The 16,703-nt window shown below is 63.2% G+C and carries 14 protein-coding genes; 9 read left to right on the plus strand and 5 right to left on the minus strand.

What is annotated here, in order from left to right:
* Positions 1-58: 58 nt before the first annotated feature.
* From ACSW29_RS16145 to ACSW29_RS16170, 6 genes are read left to right on the plus strand one after another with little or no spacing between them, the layout of a single operon-like run.
* A complete protein-coding gene (locus ACSW29_RS16145; protein ID WP_448277699.1) occupies positions 59-940 on the plus strand; it encodes a shikimate dehydrogenase in 882 nt (293 codons plus the stop codon).
* A gap of 44 nt (positions 941-984) precedes the next feature.
* Positions 985-2,937 (plus strand): oxidoreductase, encoded by a 1,953-nt coding sequence (locus ACSW29_RS16150; protein WP_448278160.1) that lies wholly within the window; start codon positions 985-987, stop codon positions 2,935-2,937.
* Complete coding sequence (locus tag ACSW29_RS16155; RefSeq protein ID WP_347874532.1) at positions 2,934-3,758, plus strand: aldo/keto reductase; 825 nt, start codon at positions 2,934-2,936, stop codon at positions 3,756-3,758. The genes ACSW29_RS16150 and ACSW29_RS16155 overlap by 4 nt, the downstream gene beginning before the upstream one ends.
* Positions 3,758-4,852 carry a Gfo/Idh/MocA family protein gene (locus ACSW29_RS16160; protein WP_230814574.1) on the plus strand — a complete coding sequence of 365 codons (1,095 nt, stop codon included), beginning with the start codon at positions 3,758-3,760 and terminating at the stop codon, positions 4,850-4,852. Before ACSW29_RS16155 ends, ACSW29_RS16160 begins: the two co-directional genes overlap by 1 nt.
* Entirely contained in the window at positions 4,849-6,576 is a 1,728-nt protein-coding gene (locus ACSW29_RS16165; protein WP_448277700.1) for an FAD-dependent oxidoreductase, read from the plus strand. Before ACSW29_RS16160 ends, ACSW29_RS16165 begins: the two co-directional genes overlap by 4 nt.
* Positions 6,573-7,376 (plus strand): sugar phosphate isomerase/epimerase family protein, encoded by an 804-nt coding sequence (locus ACSW29_RS16170; RefSeq protein ID WP_448277701.1) that lies wholly within the window; start codon positions 6,573-6,575, stop codon positions 7,374-7,376. The genes ACSW29_RS16165 and ACSW29_RS16170 overlap by 4 nt, the downstream gene beginning before the upstream one ends.
* Before the next feature lie 54 nt (positions 7,377-7,430).
* Here ACSW29_RS16170 and ACSW29_RS16175 read toward each other — a convergent pair whose 3' ends face one another.
* Positions 7,431-8,519 carry a 3-deoxy-7-phosphoheptulonate synthase gene (locus ACSW29_RS16175; RefSeq protein WP_003940571.1) on the minus strand — a complete coding sequence of 363 codons (1,089 nt, stop codon included), beginning with the start codon at positions 8,517-8,519 and terminating at the stop codon, positions 7,431-7,433.
* 256 nt (positions 8,520-8,775) lie between these two features.
* Between ACSW29_RS16175 and ACSW29_RS16180 the strand changes: the two genes are divergently transcribed.
* Positions 8,776-9,486, plus strand: coding sequence for a hypothetical protein (locus ACSW29_RS16180; RefSeq protein WP_230814577.1), 711 nt, complete (start codon positions 8,776-8,778; stop codon positions 9,484-9,486).
* On the opposite strand, the gene ACSW29_RS16185 is transcribed toward ACSW29_RS16180, so the two are convergent.
* The 3 genes from ACSW29_RS16185 to ACSW29_RS16195 are packed head-to-tail and all read right to left on the minus strand — an operon-like array spanning position 9,408 to position 12,492.
* A complete protein-coding gene (locus ACSW29_RS16185; RefSeq protein WP_448277702.1) occupies positions 9,408-10,508 on the minus strand; it encodes a DNA alkylation repair protein in 1,101 nt (366 codons plus the stop codon). The genes ACSW29_RS16180 and ACSW29_RS16185 overlap by 79 nt on opposite strands.
* Positions 10,508-10,825 (minus strand): nuclear transport factor 2 family protein, encoded by a 318-nt coding sequence (locus ACSW29_RS16190; protein ID WP_019744997.1) that lies wholly within the window; start codon positions 10,823-10,825, stop codon positions 10,508-10,510. The genes ACSW29_RS16185 and ACSW29_RS16190 overlap by 1 nt, the downstream gene beginning before the upstream one ends.
* On the minus strand, positions 10,822-12,492 hold the full coding sequence (locus ACSW29_RS16195) for a PucR family transcriptional regulator (RefSeq protein ID WP_448277703.1): 1,671 nt from the start codon (positions 12,490-12,492) through the stop codon (positions 10,822-10,824). Before ACSW29_RS16195 ends, ACSW29_RS16190 begins: the two co-directional genes overlap by 4 nt.
* Before the next feature lie 195 nt (positions 12,493-12,687).
* On the opposite strand from ACSW29_RS16195, the gene pruA reads away from it, so the two are divergent.
* Positions 12,688-14,349: an L-glutamate gamma-semialdehyde dehydrogenase gene (gene pruA, locus ACSW29_RS16200; protein ID WP_020723601.1), complete on the plus strand. Its 1,662-nt coding sequence runs from the start codon at positions 12,688-12,690 to the stop codon at positions 14,347-14,349.
* Complete coding sequence (locus tag ACSW29_RS16205; RefSeq protein WP_448277704.1) at positions 14,349-15,314, plus strand: proline dehydrogenase family protein; 966 nt, start codon at positions 14,349-14,351, stop codon at positions 15,312-15,314. The genes pruA and ACSW29_RS16205 overlap by 1 nt, the downstream gene beginning before the upstream one ends.
* Here ACSW29_RS16205 and ACSW29_RS16210 read toward each other — a convergent pair.
* The gene (locus ACSW29_RS16210) at positions 15,311-16,609 is read right to left on the minus strand and encodes an NtaA/DmoA family FMN-dependent monooxygenase (RefSeq protein ID WP_448277705.1); all 1,299 of its coding nucleotides are present in this window, start codon (positions 16,607-16,609) and stop codon (positions 15,311-15,313) included. The two genes, ACSW29_RS16205 and ACSW29_RS16210, sit on opposite strands and share 4 nt — an antisense overlap.
* Positions 16,610-16,703: the final 94 nt, after the last annotated feature.

The raw sequence follows: 16,703 nt of genomic DNA on the forward strand, positions 1-16,703 counted from the left end.
CCGGCCCCTCGCGCTGAATTGCCGCGAGGGGCCGTCCCCACTTATGCAGGAGAATGTCATGACTACCGAATACACACGTCACCGCATCGGCCTGGTCGGGTCGGGTATCGCCACCTCACTCTCGCCCGCGTTGCACGCATACGAAGCAGCAGCACTCGGACTCGACGATTACAGCTACGAACTGATCGATCTCGAGAACCTGAATATCTCGGTCGAGAAAACCGGTGAGGTGGTGCGTGGCGCCGTCGCGAGCGACTTCACCGGACTGAACATCACCCACCCGTGCAAGCAGGTTGTCGTGGACGCGCTCGACAAGCTGTCCGACAACGCGCGGTTGCTCGGTGCCGTCAACACGGTTGTGGTCGACAACGGGCGTTTGATCGGCCACAACACAGACCACAGCGGATTCCTCACAGCACTGCAGCGCGGTTTGCCCGACGCTGCCTTGGACCGAGTGGTGCTTGCAGGGGCAGGAGGGGCGGGTTCCGCTGTGGCATACGCACTCGCCGCCGCCGGTACCACGGATCTTCGCATCGCAGATATTGATCCCGATCGCGCTGCCGATGTGTGTTCTCGCGTCGCCTCGGCCTTCCCTGGCACGCGCACAACGGCTTTGACGATCGATCAGATCGCCGACAATCTGGCTACGTGCGACGGAGTCGTGAATGCGTCACCAATCGGCATGGTCGGTCATCCCGGAACCCCCTTCGACCCCGCGGCACTGCACTCCGAGTTATGGGTCGCGGACATCGTTTATCGACCGATGCGCACCGAATTACTCGACGCTGCACTCGCTCTCGGATGCTCGGTTCTCGATGGTGGCCAGATGCTGGTGGCACAAGCCTCGGACACCTTCACTCTCCTGACCGGTATCGAAGCCGATACAGATCGCATGCGCAGCCATCTGCGCGAACTGCTCTCCGAGACGGCACGCGCATGAGCACAACCGAACACCTACTTTCTCGCGAAGTGCCAGGAGCACTGATGAACGTGACTGCGCCGTTCGCCGAACCTCTCGACATGGGCAGAGTCCGACTCCGGAACCGGTTCGTGTCCGCCCCGATGGAACGCAACTACTGCGAAGTCGACGGCACCATGACGGACGAGTACATCGCGTACCTCGCCCGCCGCGCCGAAGGTGGTGCTGCACTGATCTTCACCGAAGCGAGCTACGTGCGTGCCGACGGCAAGGGACGCATCCGGCAGATGGGCGTCGACGTCGACGAACGGATTCCCGGCATCAAGAAGATGGTCGACGCGATCCACGCTCACGGCGCCCTCGTCGGAGTCGAACTCAACCACGGTGGACGCACGGCGCAGGGGTCGGTCAGTGGATTTGTTCCCGTTGCCCCGACACCGATTCCGTGTTTGGTTGTCGGCGGCGAGATGCCAGAACAACTCGACGGCGACGATATCGAGCACATCATCGAGTGTTTCGGTGAAGCCGCGGCGCGCTGCCAGCAGGCGGGCGTCGACGTCATCTCCCTGCACGGTGGCCACGGGTACTTGATCCACCAGTTCCTCTCCCCTGCTTACAATCACCGCGACGACGAGTGGGCCGACCCCACCTTGTTCGTCAACAAGGTAATCGCCTCCGTCCACGAACATGCTCCGGGAATCACTCTGGGACTACGATTCTCAGCCTTCGAAGGCATTGACGGCGGGCTCGACGCCGAGACAACCCGCGCGCGCATCGACGCCATCGACACCGACCGACTCGATTTCCTCGACGTCTCGGCCGGCAACTACGAAGCGGGACAGTGGATCATCCAGCCCGGTGAATGGTCCCGCGGACTCCTCGCGCCGTACTCCGAGCAGTACCAGCGAGACTTCGATATCCCGGTGGGTGTGGCCGGACGCATCACGTCGCCAGAGATCGCCGCGCAGATCATCGAATCCGGGCAGGCCAACTTCGTCAGCATGGCGCGTACGTTGCACGCTGATCCGGATTTCCCGAATCGCGCTATCGACGGTGGCCGCTACCGCCCGTGTATCGCCTGCAATTACTGCATCGACAGCCTGGCCGCCGGCCCCATTCCCTGCTCCGTCAACCCGTGGGTCGGACGTGAACTGGACCAGCCTACAAAGCCGGCTGATGCCACCGTGCGGGTCGCCGTCATCGGTGCCGGTCCCTCCGGAATGGCCGCTGCCCGCGACCTCGCACTTGCCGGTCATCGCGTCGACCTGTACGACGAACGCCCCAGCCTCGGCGGCGACTTCGCTCTGGCATCGAAGCTGCACGAGTATCCCGAATACGGGCAAATCATGGACTGGTACGTCGCGGAACTGGCTGAACTCGGGGTCCACTGCCACACCTCGACCCGGGCAGATGCTGCTTTGCTCTCTGGTGGCGATTTCGACGCCATAGTTCTTGCCGCCGGCGGCGTCGGCCCTGTGATCGATCTCCCCGGAGCAGCAACCCGTACCGTTCGCGACGTCCGCGAATTCCTCGTCTCCGGCGATCCTGCCCCCGAAGCAATCACCATTTTCGGCGCCGACCGCGAGGCTGCCGCCGTCGCCGACGAGCTGCTCCAGAATGGTACGCAGGTCGTCATGATCGGCCCGCAGGAAACCATCGCGCACGACGTCGGACGCCGCGGAAAGATCGTGCTGCTGCCGCGCCTGGCCGCAAGTGAGAACCTCACGACCTACCTGCGCTCGATCGTCACCAAGGTCGACACCGCCTCGGTCACGATCTCGACGGCCGGTGTGCTGAGCGAGGTTGATGCTCCCGGCGAACTCCTGATCTCGCAGGGCGTCGAGCCGCGTTCGGAACTTCTTGCAGAACTCCGTTCACTGGCACCACGACTCGGAGTCCATACGGTCGGCGATGCGAGCGGAGACGGCGGGTCCATTCACGCTGCACTCGTCACCGCAGCCGATGTCGCCGTCACGATCACGGCCGCCGCTGCGGCCCGTCAGGAGATTCACGCATGACTACACAGGCAGCCGCATCGGTGGCAACTGCATTGCCGCCCATCGGACTCGGAACCTGGCCCCTGGTAGGCGCGGACGCCACGAAGTCCGTCCTCTCCGGCATCGAGGCTGGATACCGCCTCATCGACACCGCCGCGATCTACAGCAATGAGGATGCTGTCGGTGTGGCGCTGGCAGAATCTGGTGTGCAGCGAGACGAACTGTTCGTCACGACCAAACTTCGTGGAAACGAACAGGTTTCCGGTGACATCCGCGGAGCGCTCGAGCAGAGCCTGGAACGACTGGGACTGGACCGACTGGATCTGTTCCTGATTCACTGGCCCCTCCCACGAATCGATCGTTACGTCTCGTCATTCGAGGCGATGCTCGCCTGCCGCGACGCCGGGCTGGTTCGGTACGTGGGTGTGTCGAACTTCCTCGAGCACCACCTGCGCCGCGTCGTCGCTGAAACCGGCGAGGCACCGGCAGTCAACCAGATTCAGATGGACCCTTCACTCGCTCGTATCCCGGTTCGCCGCGCAAACGACGAACTTGACATCTTCACTCAGTCGTGGAGTCCGCTCGGCCGGGGCGATGTGCTCGACAACGCCGTTGTGAGCGAGATCGCCGGTCGAATGGGTTGCACCCCTGCGCAGGTGGTCCTCGCGTGGCATGTCGCGCAGGGCGTGGTTCCGGTCGCGCGGTCCGCGAATCCGACGCGCCAGGCCGAGAACCTGGCAGCACTCGACGTGACCCTCACCGGCGAGGACATCGAAGCACTGAACAGTCTCGACCGCGGCGAGTCTGCGGCGCGGGACGTCGAAGCAGAGGAACATTTCTGATGACGTTGAAAGTCGGAATCGTCGGCTGCGGCAAGATCGCCGGCAACCATGCCCGAGCCCTGCAACAAGTCCCCGGCGTCGAGGTGATCGGCTGCTGCGATCCCGATCTCGGACGCGCCCAGGAGTTCGCGGCAGCGCACGGCATTCCCGCAGCCGTGAGTTCAGTGGAGCAACTTCTCGCTCTCGGACTCGACGCCTGCACCGTTTGCACGCCGCACCCGGTACATGAAGAGGTAGTCGTGGCCGCTGCCGACGCGGGTGTACATGTGTTGTGCGAGAAGCCCATCGCGGTCGATGTTGCTGCCGCCGACCGCATGATCGAGGCCGCCGACCGCGCCGGTATCACCTTCGGCGTCCTCTTCCAACGCCGCTTCTGGCCGGCCGCGCGTCGTATCCGGGACGCCATCGACGACGGCCGGATCGGACTGCCCACGCTCGGCGAGGCGTCGGTGATCCTGCACCGCCCGTCGAGTTACTACTCGGCCGACGCCTGGCGTGGACGGTGGGACACCGACGGCGGCGGCGTCCTCATGACGCAGGCCGTGCACCAGATCGACATGCTGGCCTGGTTCATGGGCGAGGCCGTCTCGGTCAGCGGCTTCATCCGCACCCACACCCACGGTGAGCACATCGAGACCGAGGACAGCGCGTCAGCTGTGATCTCCTTTGCCTCGGGCGGCACCGCCACCGTCACCGCGACTACCGGTGCAAATCACAATCTGGGCAACCGCGTCACGGTGATCGGGCGCACCGGCGCAATCGCCAGTGTCCTCGAGTTCCCCGAAGGGCACGAGGGTGTCAACGAAATGTGGACCGTGCCAGGCGAAGTGGAGTTCCAAGCGCCGTACTCGGCGGACATCGATGCGAATCTTGATGTGGGCGCGGTCAATGCGGCACTGACCGACTTCCACACCCTGCAGGTGCAAGACTTCGCCGACGCGGTCCTGAGCGGGCGCGAACCCGCTGTCACCGGACGCGACGCCCGCGCGTCGCTGGCCATCATCGCCGCAATCTACGAATCGTCACGAACTGGGAAGGTTGTCGAACTGACATCGACACCGACCCTCGCAACAACTGCCAAGGAGCAGAAATGAGTAGCAGTACCCCCCTCACCTACGACGTGGTTGTCGTGGGCTCCGGCGCAGGCGGGCTTTCCACAGCAATTGCCGCAGCACATGGCGGCGCGTCGGTACTCGTTGTCGAGAAGGCCGACACCTGCGGCGGCGCAACGGCCTGGTCAGGCGGGTGGATGTGGACCCCGCGCAACATGTTTGCCATAGCCGACGGAGTTGTCGAGGATCGTTCGGCGCCGCGGACATATTTGGAGAACCGACTCGGCGACAACTTCGACGCCGCCAAGGTGGATGCACTCCTCGACGGTGCACCGGAGATGGTCGAGTTCTTCGAACGCAAGACTGCGCTGAAGTTCGTCCCCGGAGCCAAGATCGCCGATATTCACGGCGACACACCGGGAGCCGGCACGGGTCATCGTTCCGTCGGACCGAAACCGGTGAGCTTGCGAAAGCTCGGTCCCGACGTCGCGGCGCTGCTCCGTCGACAGTTGTACGAGACGTCATTCCTCGGCATGGGCATCATGGCCGGCCCCGACCTGCAGGCATTCCTGCACTCGACTCGATCGCCGAAAGCATTTGTGCACTGCGGTGTTCGCGTGACAAAGCACATGTTCGATCTCGCCACCAAGCGTCGCGGTCAGCAACTCGTCAACGGCACCGCCCTGGTCGGCATGATGCTTCGCTCAGCGCTCGATCTCGGCGTCGAGTTTCGGGTGAAAACGTCGGCAACATCGCTGCAGACTGACGATGACGGTCGCGTTGTCGGTGTCCGCCTCGAAGGCCCGGACGGTGCGTACTCGGTAACAGCCACGCGTGGCGTCGTACTCGCCACCGGCGGCTTTGCACAGGACATCGACCGACGACGCGAATTGTTCCCGCGCACCCCCACCGGACACGAGCACTGGTCGCTCACCCCGAAGACAACCACCGGCGACGGCATCACCCTCGGCGAATCCGTGGGTGGACGACTTGACCGCACGCTCGCCTCCCCAGTTGCCTACTGCCCCGTCTCCATCGTTCGTTACCGCAACGGCAAGGAAGGTGTGTTCCCCCACATCCTCGACCGCGGAAAGCCCGGAGTCATCGGAGTTCTCGCGAGCGGCAAGCGTTTTGTCAACGAGGCACTCGGCTACCACGACTACACCCTCGCGATGGTCGAGCAGGTTCCTGAGGGCGAAGAGGTGTGCTCGTGGCTGATCGCCGATCAGCAGTACGTGCGCTACCTCCCGCTCGGTATGGCCAAGCCACTACCGATCCCGATCCAGCCGTACCTGCGCTCGGGATACCTCATCCGTGGTCGCACTGTTCGGGACTTGGCCGAGAAGATCGGCGTCGATGCGGCGCAGTTGGAAAAGACCGTCTCGACATTCAACGCCGGAGCTCGCAGTGGCGACGACCCCGAGTTCGGTCGCGGCACAACACCGTTCAACCGGGGATCCGGTGATACCGCCAATCCCTGGCCGAACCCGTCACTCGCGCCCTTGCAGAAGGGTCCGTACTACGCGGTGAAAGTTGTACCGGGTAGCTTCGGTACCTTCGCCGGGCTTGTCACCGACTCGTCGTCGCATGTGCTCGACGACAACGACCGTCCCATCGAGGGATTGCTAGCAGTGGGCGTCGATCAGGCCAGCGTGATGGGCGGGCACTACCCGTCCGGCGGCATCAACCTCGGCCCGGCTATGACGTTCGGGTATCTAGCAGGTCGGGAACTGGCCGGAGCCAAGACAGTTGGAGCGCACGCATGACACTCTCACTAGGGCTGGCAGCCCTCACGGTGCTCGATACCGCACCGATGCAGCACGTCGACTTGGCGGAAAAACACGGCTTCGACACCATCGGCATCCGCCTGATGCCCGCGGCACCAGGTACGACGGCCTACCCTCTGCACGAGGACAAGCACGTGTTGAACGAACTGGTGCGTCGACTGGAAGATTCACCGGTGGAGGTATTCGACCTCGAAATCATCCGTCTTGCAGCCGACTTCGACCCCACCGACTACGTTCCGCTGCTCGAAGCCGGCGCACAGCTCGGAGCCAAAGCCGTTCTGGTGGGCGGCGACGACCGCGACCGCGCTCGGCTCACGGACTCCTATGCCCGCCTCGCTGAACTGTGCGCGAACTACGGCATCGTCGCCTCGCTCGAATTCATGCCGTGGACTGCGGTGCCCGATGCGCGTGCGGCCATCGAGATCGTCTCGGCGGCAGACGGTCCGGCTCGTAGTGTCCTGGTCGACGCATTGCACACCGACCGCTCAGCGACCACACTGGAGGATCTTGCGTCCATCCCGCGTGAGTGGCTTCACTACGCCCAGATATGTGACGGTTCGATCCCCGCTCCCACCGATGACTCAGAGCTGATCCGTCACGCCCGCGAAGAGCGTCTGGTGCCCGGCACCGGCGACATCGCCCTGGCCGACATCTGGTCGACCCTGCCTGCCGGACTGCCGGTCAGCATCGAATTGCCCAACGAACCGCTACGTCAGGCCGTCGGCACCGACGCCTGGCTGGAGCGCCTGGTCACGGCCACGCGAGAAGTACTGGCCTAGCGGCCCTGTGCGCCTTTTTGGTAGTTGGCGCTACCAGAAAGGCGCACGGGGGCGTCAGCCCCTCCGAGCCGCAACGGCCTGCGCCAGACGGTCCAACTGCGCTGCCGTGGTGGACCAGTCGATGCACGCGTCGGTGATCGACTGACCGTAGGTGAGCTCGTCCGCCTTACCCAAGGTCAGGTCCTGACGACCGGCCTCGATGAAACTCTCCAACATGACGCCGGCGATTCCCTGCTCGCCCTCGGTCAGACGTCGAGCAATGTCGTCCAGCACGATGACCTGACGCTCGTGGTCCTTGCTGCTGTTACCGTGGCTCGCGTCGATGACCACGCGCTCGGGCAGGTTCGACTTACGCAGGCGAGCAAGGGTATCCGCGACGGTCTCGGCATCGTAGTTCGGTCCGTCGCTGCCGCCACGAAGAATGACATGGCAGTCCGGGTTGCCCGCGGTCCGAATCAAGGCAGCCTGGCCGTCGAGATCCGTTCCGGGGAACACGTGGCTCGCCGCCGCGGCGCGGGTACCGTCGACGGCTACCTGCACATCACCTTCGGTGGAATTCTTGATGCCGACGGGCATGGACAGCGCGCTGCACAGCTGACGGTGAACCTGACTGGCGGCGGTCCGGGCGCCGATTGCACCGTAGCTGACCAGGTCGGCGATGTACTGCGGCATGATCGGATCAAGGAACTCGCAGCCGACAGGCAGGCCCAGACTCGACACGTCGAGAAGCAACTTGCGGCCGATACCGAGCCCGGTGTTGATGTCGAACGTGCCGTCGAGGTGGGGGTCGTTGAGCAGGCCCTTCCACCCGAGAGTGGTGCGCGGCTTTTCGAAGTAGACGCGCATGACGATGTGCAGGTCGTCCCGCAGTTCTTCGGCCTTGGCGGCCAACCGGCGGGCGTAGTCCATCGCCGCTTCCGGATCGTGCACGGAGCACGGACCGACAACGACGATCAAACGATCGTCGTCACCGTTGAGGATGTTGATCGTGTCGGCCCGACCGGTGCGCACGGTTGCGGCCGCGACCTCGTCCGGAGCGTGCTGAGCACGAACAGTCGCCGGTGACACGAGCGGACTGATACTCACAGTGCGCTGATCGTCGAGGCTGTCCGAAGCTGCGGTGGTGTCGATGGTGACAGTCATGGGGTTTTCGGTTTCCTGTTCTCAGGCCGACCCCAGAGATGAAGAGAAACTCCAGCGAGCCGGTCTGTAGTCCGGCTCTTGGGTGGAGGTTGTCAGCGCGTGGTTACGCCGGCAGGCCCACCCGGGGCCGGCCTGCTAAACCAGAAATAGACGCGCTGCATGACGGCCACGATACCTCGAGTTCGGATCAGATGGGCGCGCCCCTCCACAACAAGCCGAATCGAGGGGCGAGTCCCGTGGCACGAGTCCGTGAAGAATGGCCAAATCCGCTGAGCGGTTGGCGCTTTCGAGTAAGGCTCCGGCTTCGAAGTTCGAATACGTTAATTGGGCACCCCACGATCCCGATCTGTTGGTCGTCGGGAAGGGCTGGTGGGATCACTACCAGGACAAGGGCCTGCTCGGCACTGACATCGCCGCGGCGCTCGTCGTCAACGAGGGCACGACGGGCTCGTCCTGGAAGCAGCCCATGACCGCGCAGCTCACGGCGCTCGATCGCCGCGAAGTCGCCGAACGCGTCATCGCCCGATACAACGCCGAACTTGCACAAGCGCGAGCCAAGATCGGTGGTCTCCTCGAAGGCAAGTCGATTGCGATCGCCGGCGCAGACAGCGGTCAGATCTGGCTGCAAAACAACACCTTCGCAGTGTCGGTTGCGCAGGACCTCGGCTTGAACGTCGTGACCGACACCGCCCATGCTGCACCCGATCGGAAGGTTTCGACCTTTTACAGCCTCGAAGAGCTCGCCATCTTCGACCAGGCCGACTTCGTGTTGCTACAGAACCCCGGTGCCGTCGAAGCAGAATCGCCGAACAAGTACAGGTCATGCGCTGACGTCTGTGCGGGCATCGTTCAGGACTCGAGTGACCCCGCCTCAACGGGTGGGGTCATTCACGCGTCCAAACGGAATACCCCTCGCACTTGGCGTACGCCGTTGATCTGTACCTCGACGGCATGGTCGCCCGCGTAGTACTTCCGGGTACTGATCGGTTTGAAGGAATGCCTCTTCGCGATACGGACCGGCACCCCAGGTTCCAGTGTTCGTGTTGTCAGTTTGAAGACCTTGGGCGTCGTCTGCCCGTTGGCCTTCACATGGTGGACGATGTAATCGATCACGACGGTGACGGAATCGCTGCCGTTGTTCATGACGGCGAAGTCGAAGGTGAGTTCTCCACCCGCATCGACTGTTTCGCGGTCGATGACGAACCCCTCGACCACGACGTCGGTAGGCGGCGCGAAACCCAAGAGAGACAGAGCATCTGGGTCGCCGGCCTTGATCAACGTCCGCAATGCATGTTTGACGATTTTCAGTGTGTTGGAATCCTGTGTCTGTAACCAACGCTTCGCAGTCGACACGGCGAGCGCTGCGTCAGCACGACTGAGATCGTTGAGATGGTTTGCGACCGAACGTCGTACGTATTCCGAATCATCCCGATACAGCTCGTCGAGAATGACGATTGTCGACTCGGGACGCGCCGTCAATTCTTTCACTCGTCTTCCCCAGGGCAAACGAGTACGAGTGCCTTCGGTCGCCAAGCGCCGGACGTGTTCGTCTTCATGGCCGGTCCAGGTGAGTGCGATCGCCAGCGAACGGTCAAGGTCCGTCTCGAGAAATGTGCGAATTGCGAATTCGGCCGTCAGACGCGACGTCAGCTCGGCAAGGAGAGCCATTCCCTCGTCGAAATCCGACTCGGAGCCACTTCGTGTCGCCGTGACGGCGACGGCTTCGGTCACCGGCCAGATCATCCAACCAGTGAAGGTCTCCTCTGAAAGCGCACGGCGGATGATCTCGGCGAAGGCCGGAAGATCCTGAGGCAGTTCGGCAGTCATCGCGTCCCGCACGACGCGGGTACGTTCGCCGAGACTCATACCGTCGAATTCGGATGTACTACCCCGAACGAGGGCGAGGCGTGTGTGACCGGAGGCTCGCTCTAGACAGCCTGCCAGATCGGCGACGACGGATTTCCCGAGCAGTTCGTCAGCGGTGGGCATCAGGGGCACACCGTGAGAGCGGAAATCCGATCACCGTCGAGAGTGAAATGGTGATGTAACTGGACGGGGCTTCCGGGAAAATCACCCTCGACCTTCACCGACACGACAACGGCCGAGCCTGGGGTGTTGACCGACTCGATCTTCTGGGTGAAGGTGAACGCCGTCGACACGGCGGACTTCCACGCCACGATTTCTTCGATCCCGACGTACGTCCGGCCGTCGTCACGCACCACGGCGTCTTCGGTGAACACATCGCGGACGTCTCCGCCGTCGAAATACGCGCGCGCTGCGCCTGGCACCTTCGCTGAGTCGATCATTCGCGAAGAGTACTGCTGGGGTCCGACAGGTTCGGCGAACTCACTGCGCGAGCGGACGCCGCCAACTGAATCTCCATCAACAGCCTCGTCGAGGGCTCGGACAGGTCGGTATCTGTTATCTCCTCGACCCTTTTGATCCGATACCTGAGTGTGTTCGGGTGAATGCGAAGCTGCTCGGACGCGCGTCGGACATCGCCCGAATGCGCGAGGTAAACGGAGACGCTTTCACGCATGTTCGACCCGTTACGCCTGTCGTAGACGTCGAGCGCGTCGATTCTCGGATCGTGCAGTTGCTCGTCGGCCGCAATCGTGTCCATGATTTCGCCCAGCAGCACCGGAGTGCGCGAGTCCGCGAGGGTGGTCACACGAACATCCCCCGACGTTCCGTCCAAGACCCGATCCACTTCGGCGCGAGCCCTAGCCACCTCAGTGAGCGTCGAAACCGGAGATGACACGGCGGCCCGTAAACCCGAGGGCGACACCTTGTCCAAACGCGCGACAACTTCACGGGTCCACGAGACTGTGGATTTCACGGATTGGGTTCGCGGAAACAGCACATAGATCCGGGCGCCGAATGCACTCACCAGCGATTCACGATGAAAGGCACTGGCGTGCAGGCGCAACGACGACACGAGTTCGCCCGAAGACGGCAGCCCACCGTTTCCGATACTTGCCACTCCGACGACCATCGCCGGTCCGGACATCGGGATGGACAACGAGGCCGCCAGAGAAGGAACATCGACACCGCCGCCGCGAACCCCGAGCAAGCGCTGAACCTGTATCGCCTCGTTACTCGGCGCGTCTCGGATGCGCGAAATCAGCCGAGCTGCAACGGCCGCGGCACCGCGGAGCACTCTCTCGGCATCGCCGACGATGGGAAGCGGGCCTTCCTGAACCCAGATAGTGCCGAGCAGATCAGAACTGAAACCGCTCTCCCCCTTGACGTTCTCGGATATTCTGCGAATCGGAACCACCAACCGTCGCCTGATCGCGAGGTCTTCGTGCGCGGGCACCTCGACCACGTCGTCACTTCGCCGCAAGCTTTCGAAGACGCCCCAATCCTGCAGCTTCCGGAGGTATTCCCGAGGTCCTTCGCGGCCGAGGATCGATTGCCGGCGGAGCTCGTCCGCAGCATCTCCTGATGCCGAATATGCCATGACGTGGGAACGCTCGTCCTCGATACTGACCATCCCCCGGGTGAGTGACGCGACGTTCTGCGCCAGCTCGAACAAGTCTGTGTCACTGCCGAATACAACGTCCTCAGAATCCTGACGGGATACCGAATGATCGAGCACGCCCCGGATCGTGGTGAACAATCGATCCCAACGAGCGTCCGGATGGACTGCTATCAAGGCGATCCCGGCGCGCTGTGCCGCCGCGCGCACCGACGTGTCCGAGGCCTCCTTCGACATGACGGCCCGAGGCGCTGATCCCTTCTGATCGACGCGGTTCAGCCAGGCTGCCAATTCGGCTGCGCCGATACCGACAGCGAGCCAGAGCTCAGAGGATTCGACGTCCGCGGTTCCGGGGCGTGTGAGGTCCCCGACCTCCGCGAACACCACGGAGTCGACGAAGACGTCATCACCTGACGGTGCGAGGACGAGCTCGACAAAGGCTCCGCCCAGCGCCCGAAGGACCGCGTCGAGCCTGACCTCACGGATAGCCACGTACCACCCACTTTCCGGACTGTTCCAACGCCTCAATTTCGAGAATAGTGCATTTTCCTGCGGAAATGGTTCAGCCGATCGAACAAACAGCGTCCGAGAAGTTTGGCCGATCAGCGGATTACTCGCCGACTCCTTTCGGCTTGACTGATGACGACACGACAACTGCCCCACCCATCAGTCTGCCGAAGGATCGTCATGGACGCCGTCACCAATGTCCCCCACCCCTCCAATGAGCCGGTCAACAATTACGGGCCGGGAAGCCCGGAACGATCACGCCTACGCACCAAACTTTCCGAACTGGCCGAGACTCCCACCGACATCCGACAGGTCATCGGGGGCGTCCACCGAACTGCGGAGGGCAAGCGGGAGAACGTAGTTCAACCACACCGTCACAGCTCGGTCATCGGATCGTTTGCGGGCGCAACGCACTCGGATGTTCGTGATGCCATCGACGCCGCTACACTCGCCGCCCCGGCCTGGCGCGACCTCTCGTTCGACGACCGAGCTGCGGTCTTCCTCCGCGCCGCCGATCTACTCTCCGGCCCGTGGCGCGAAACCATCGCCGCCGCAACAATGCTCGGTCAGTCGAAGACCGCATATCAGGCCGAGATCGATGCCCCGTGCGAACTGATCGATTTCTGGCGTTTCAACGTCGCGTTCGCACGTCAGATACTCGCCGACCAACCCGTTTCCGCTCCGGGAGTGTGGAATCGCGTCGAATATCGACCACTCGAAGGTTTTGTCTACGCGATCACCCCCTTCAATTTCACCGCCATCGCCGGAAATCTCCCCACCGCACCGGCCCTGATGGGCAACACCGTGATCTGGAAGCCGTCACCGACGCAGGCCGTCGCGGCGTACCTGACGATGCAACTACTCGAAGCCGCCGGCCTCCCACCCGGGGTGATCAATCTTGTTCTCGGCGACGGACCCACGGTGTCCGAGGTCGCGCTGGCCGACCCTCGCCTGGCGGGCATCCACTTCACCGGATCGACCGCAACTTTCCAGCGTTTGTGGCGTGAGGTCGGAGCCAACATCTCGAACTACCGGACGTATCCGCGTCTCGTCGGCGAAACCGGCGGCAAAGATTTTGTACTCGCACACAGTTCAGCAGACCCCGACGTACTCACGACGGCATTGATCCGCGGGGCCTTCGACTATCAGGGACAGAAATGCTCGGCCGCGTCACGGGCATTCGTCCCGAAATCGGTGTGGGCCAAGATGGGCGACACGTTCATCGACACAGTGTCGTCACTGAAGTACGGCGACGTCACCGACCTGACGAACTTCGGCGGCGCCGTCATCGACCAGCGTTCCTTCGACCGCAACGCCGCCGCGATCGTCCGCGCCAAGTCGACCGGCAGCCTCACCATCGCAGCAGGCGGCGACTACGACGACCGCGAAGGATTCTTCATCTCGCCGACGGTCCTGCTCGGTGACGACCCCAGTGACGAGGCCTTCAGCACCGAGTACTTCGGCCCCATACTCTCCCTGCACGTCTACGACGACTCCGCACCGAATGCCTACGCCGACATCCTCGCTCGTATCGACAGCGGATCCGCGTACGCCCTGACCGGTGCCGTGATCGCCACCGACCGTGCGGCCGTCGATCAAGCTCACCACGGTCTGCGGTTCGCCGCCGGAAACTTTTACGTCAACGACAAGCCGACGGGCGCGGTAGTCGGACAACAGCCCTTCGGCGGCGCTCGAGCTTCCGGTACCAACGACAAGGCCGGTTCGCCGCAGAACCTGCTCCGTTGGGCGTCGACACGCACCGTCAAGGAAACCTTCGTTCCTCCCACCGATCATCGCTACCCCCACCAGGACGTCGATCGAGCCGAGAGCGAGAACCGTTGATGAGTGCCGTCTCGCTGAGCAACCCGCTGCGCCCGGTACTCCTCGCGGCGGCACGCTCGTCGCGGCTGGAGAAGACAGTCTCCGGGATGACCGTGACTCGCAAGCTGGTAGACAGGTTCGTCGCCGGGGACGCGGAACCCGCAGCGGTGTCAGCCGTACGCGACATCCTCACCAGTGGCCGGTTCGTGACGGTCGACTACCTCGGCGAAGACACTACCGATCCAGCTCAGGCAACAGCTACCGTCGACGCCTATCTGTCCCTTCTCCGCTCGTACGCAACGCTTTCCGAAGCGGCTGGGACGCAACACACCCTCGAGGTTTCGCTCAAGCTCTCAGCGTTAGGGCAGTCACTTCCCGGTGACGGCGAGAAGATCGCCCTGGCGAACGCTCACCGAATCGTCACAGCGGCAGACGAAGTGGGCGCGTGGGTCACCGTCGATGCGGAGGATCACACCACCACCGAATCGACACTGTCCATCGTCGAAGAGTTGCGCCGCGACTTCCCGACGCTCGGCACGGTCCTGCAGGCGTATCTGCACCGCACCGAGGCCGACTGCCAGCACTTCTCCGGATCAGGTTCACGAATTCGGCTGTGCAAGGGCGCATACAAGGAACCGGCCGGCGTTGCGTTCCAAAAGCCCGGCGAAGTCGACGCGTCGTACCTGCGTTGCCTGAAGGTCTTGATGGAAGGTGACGGGTACCCGATGGTCGCCTCCCACGATCCCACCATGATCGACGCCGCCCTCGAACTCGCCACATTGACCGAACGGACAGCCGAGGATTTCGAGTTTCAGATGCTCTTCGGCATCCGCGACGGCGAACAACGCAGATTGGTAGCCGAAGGCAATCACCTGCGGGTCTACGTTCCCTACGGCAGCCAGTGGTACGGCTACTTCATGCGTCGCCTGGCGGAACGGCCGGCCAACCTCATGTTCTTCATGCGCTCACTCGCCTCCAACAACTAGGTGCTGGAAACCTGTGGCAGCGGTGGCAACTCGAGGTTTTCGCGAAAGGTACCGCCGACGTAGTCGGATCCCACGATTCCGCGCTTGCGCAGTTCCGGCAGCAGCCCGTTCGTGACGAAATCGCATGTACGCGGATCGGCAAGGTCACCGAGCGTGATGACGTCGAGTACGCCCGCGTCGTATCGTTCCTCGATCGCGTCCGCGAGCTGTTCCGGGGTGCCCGCCGCTGCCCAGTGGCCGGTGTCCTTGGACGCGATGATCAACTCACGCAGAGCCTTTCCTTGTGATGCGAGCTTGCCGAAGATCTCGACCCGGCCCCGTCGTCGATTCACCGACGACGGGTCCGGCAACAACGACTCCGGGATCGGCCGGTCCAGCGGCAATTCCGAGAAATCCACGTCACCGCCGAACATGTCGGCAAGCCTCGTGCGTCCGGCATCGAAGTCCGTCGATTCCTCGGCTTCTCTGACCAATCGTTCGACTTCGACTTCGGTGGCGCCGTACGTTGCGTGGAACGAGCTGAAAATCAGTGGCAGTTCGTCCCCACGCCCCAACTCTGCCGCCCGGGCGCGGATCGTCTTCGTGTAGGTGACCGCGTCCTCGAAGGTTGCGAGAGAAGTGAATACGACCTCCGCGAAGCGAGCACCCAGTTCGATACCTCCGGCAGATTGGCCGGCCTGGAATTGGACCGGACGACGCTGCGGCAGGGAGGGGATGTTCAGCGGCCCCTGCACCGTGAAGTACTTGCCTCGATGCTCGATGGGGACCACCCTCGACGGATCGAGCACCGCTGAGCCCTCTCCCCGGGTCAGGGCGCCGGGCTTCCAACTGTCGAAAAGCGCGTTGACCACCTCGAGCGATTCGGCCGCTCGGGCGTACCGCTCCTCCGGACTCGGCAGATCCAGGTCGCTGTAGTTCTCTTCTCCGAGTGAGGAAGTGACGGCATTCCATGCGGCTCGACCATTGCTGACGTGGTCCAGGGTGCCGAACAACCGTGCCAGGTTGAAAGGGTGATGAAACGTCGTCGTGACGGTCGCAATGAGCCCCACATGGGTGGTGACCGCACTCAGCGCAGCAAGGAAGATCAACGGCTCCTGCGCGCCGATCGCACCCTGCGCACCGAAGCTCAGGAGATCGGCGGCAAACAGTCCGTCGATCTTGTTCGCCTCGGCCGTCTTTGCGACGTCGATCGCGGACGCGACCGTCGAAGTCGACGGATCGATCGCGGCGTCGTAGATGCTCACCGCCCCGCTGACACCGGTCACCGTCTTGAGCGGACGCCTACGATCGGCCACCGACCGTCCTCCTAGCTTCGCGAAATCTGTTCCGGATTCACAACGCTAGACCGATCCTGGCTCCCGACAAGGTATTCGCTCAGCCTGGTTCTAT

The sequence above is a fragment of the Rhodococcus sp. GB-02 genome (assembly GCF_053470465.1).

Bases quoted from the DNA above. Each gene is read 5' to 3' on its own strand.
- ACSW29_RS16190 (WP_019744997.1), bottom strand. From the start codon at position 10,825: ATGATCGACTCAGCGAAGGTGCCAGGCGCAGCGCGCGCGTATTTCGAC.
- ACSW29_RS16160 (WP_230814574.1), top strand. From the start codon at position 3,758: ATGACGTTGAAAGTCGGAATCGTCGGCTGCGGCAAGATCGCCGGCAAC.
- ACSW29_RS16180 (WP_230814577.1), top strand. From the start codon at position 8,776: ATGGCCAAATCCGCTGAGCGGTTGGCGCTTTCGAGTAAGGCTCCGGCT.
- pruA (WP_020723601.1), top strand. From the start codon at position 12,688: ATGGACGCCGTCACCAATGTCCCCCACCCCTCCAATGAGCCGGTCAAC.
- ACSW29_RS16150 (WP_448278160.1), top strand. From the start codon at position 985: ATGAACGTGACTGCGCCGTTCGCCGAACCTCTCGACATGGGCAGAGTC.
- ACSW29_RS16175 (WP_003940571.1), bottom strand. From the start codon at position 8,519: ATGACTGTCACCATCGACACCACCGCAGCTTCGGACAGCCTCGACGAT.
- ACSW29_RS16170 (WP_448277701.1), top strand. From the start codon at position 6,573: ATGACACTCTCACTAGGGCTGGCAGCCCTCACGGTGCTCGATACCGCA.
- ACSW29_RS16145 (WP_448277699.1), top strand. From the start codon at position 59: ATGACTACCGAATACACACGTCACCGCATCGGCCTGGTCGGGTCGGGT.
- ACSW29_RS16185 (WP_448277702.1), bottom strand. From the start codon at position 10,508: ATGCCCACCGCTGACGAACTGCTCGGGAAATCCGTCGTCGCCGATCTG.
- ACSW29_RS16155 (WP_347874532.1), top strand. From the start codon at position 2,934: ATGACTACACAGGCAGCCGCATCGGTGGCAACTGCATTGCCGCCCATC.
- ACSW29_RS16165 (WP_448277700.1), top strand. From the start codon at position 4,849: ATGAGTAGCAGTACCCCCCTCACCTACGACGTGGTTGTCGTGGGCTCC.
- ACSW29_RS16205 (WP_448277704.1), top strand. From the start codon at position 14,349: ATGAGTGCCGTCTCGCTGAGCAACCCGCTGCGCCCGGTACTCCTCGCG.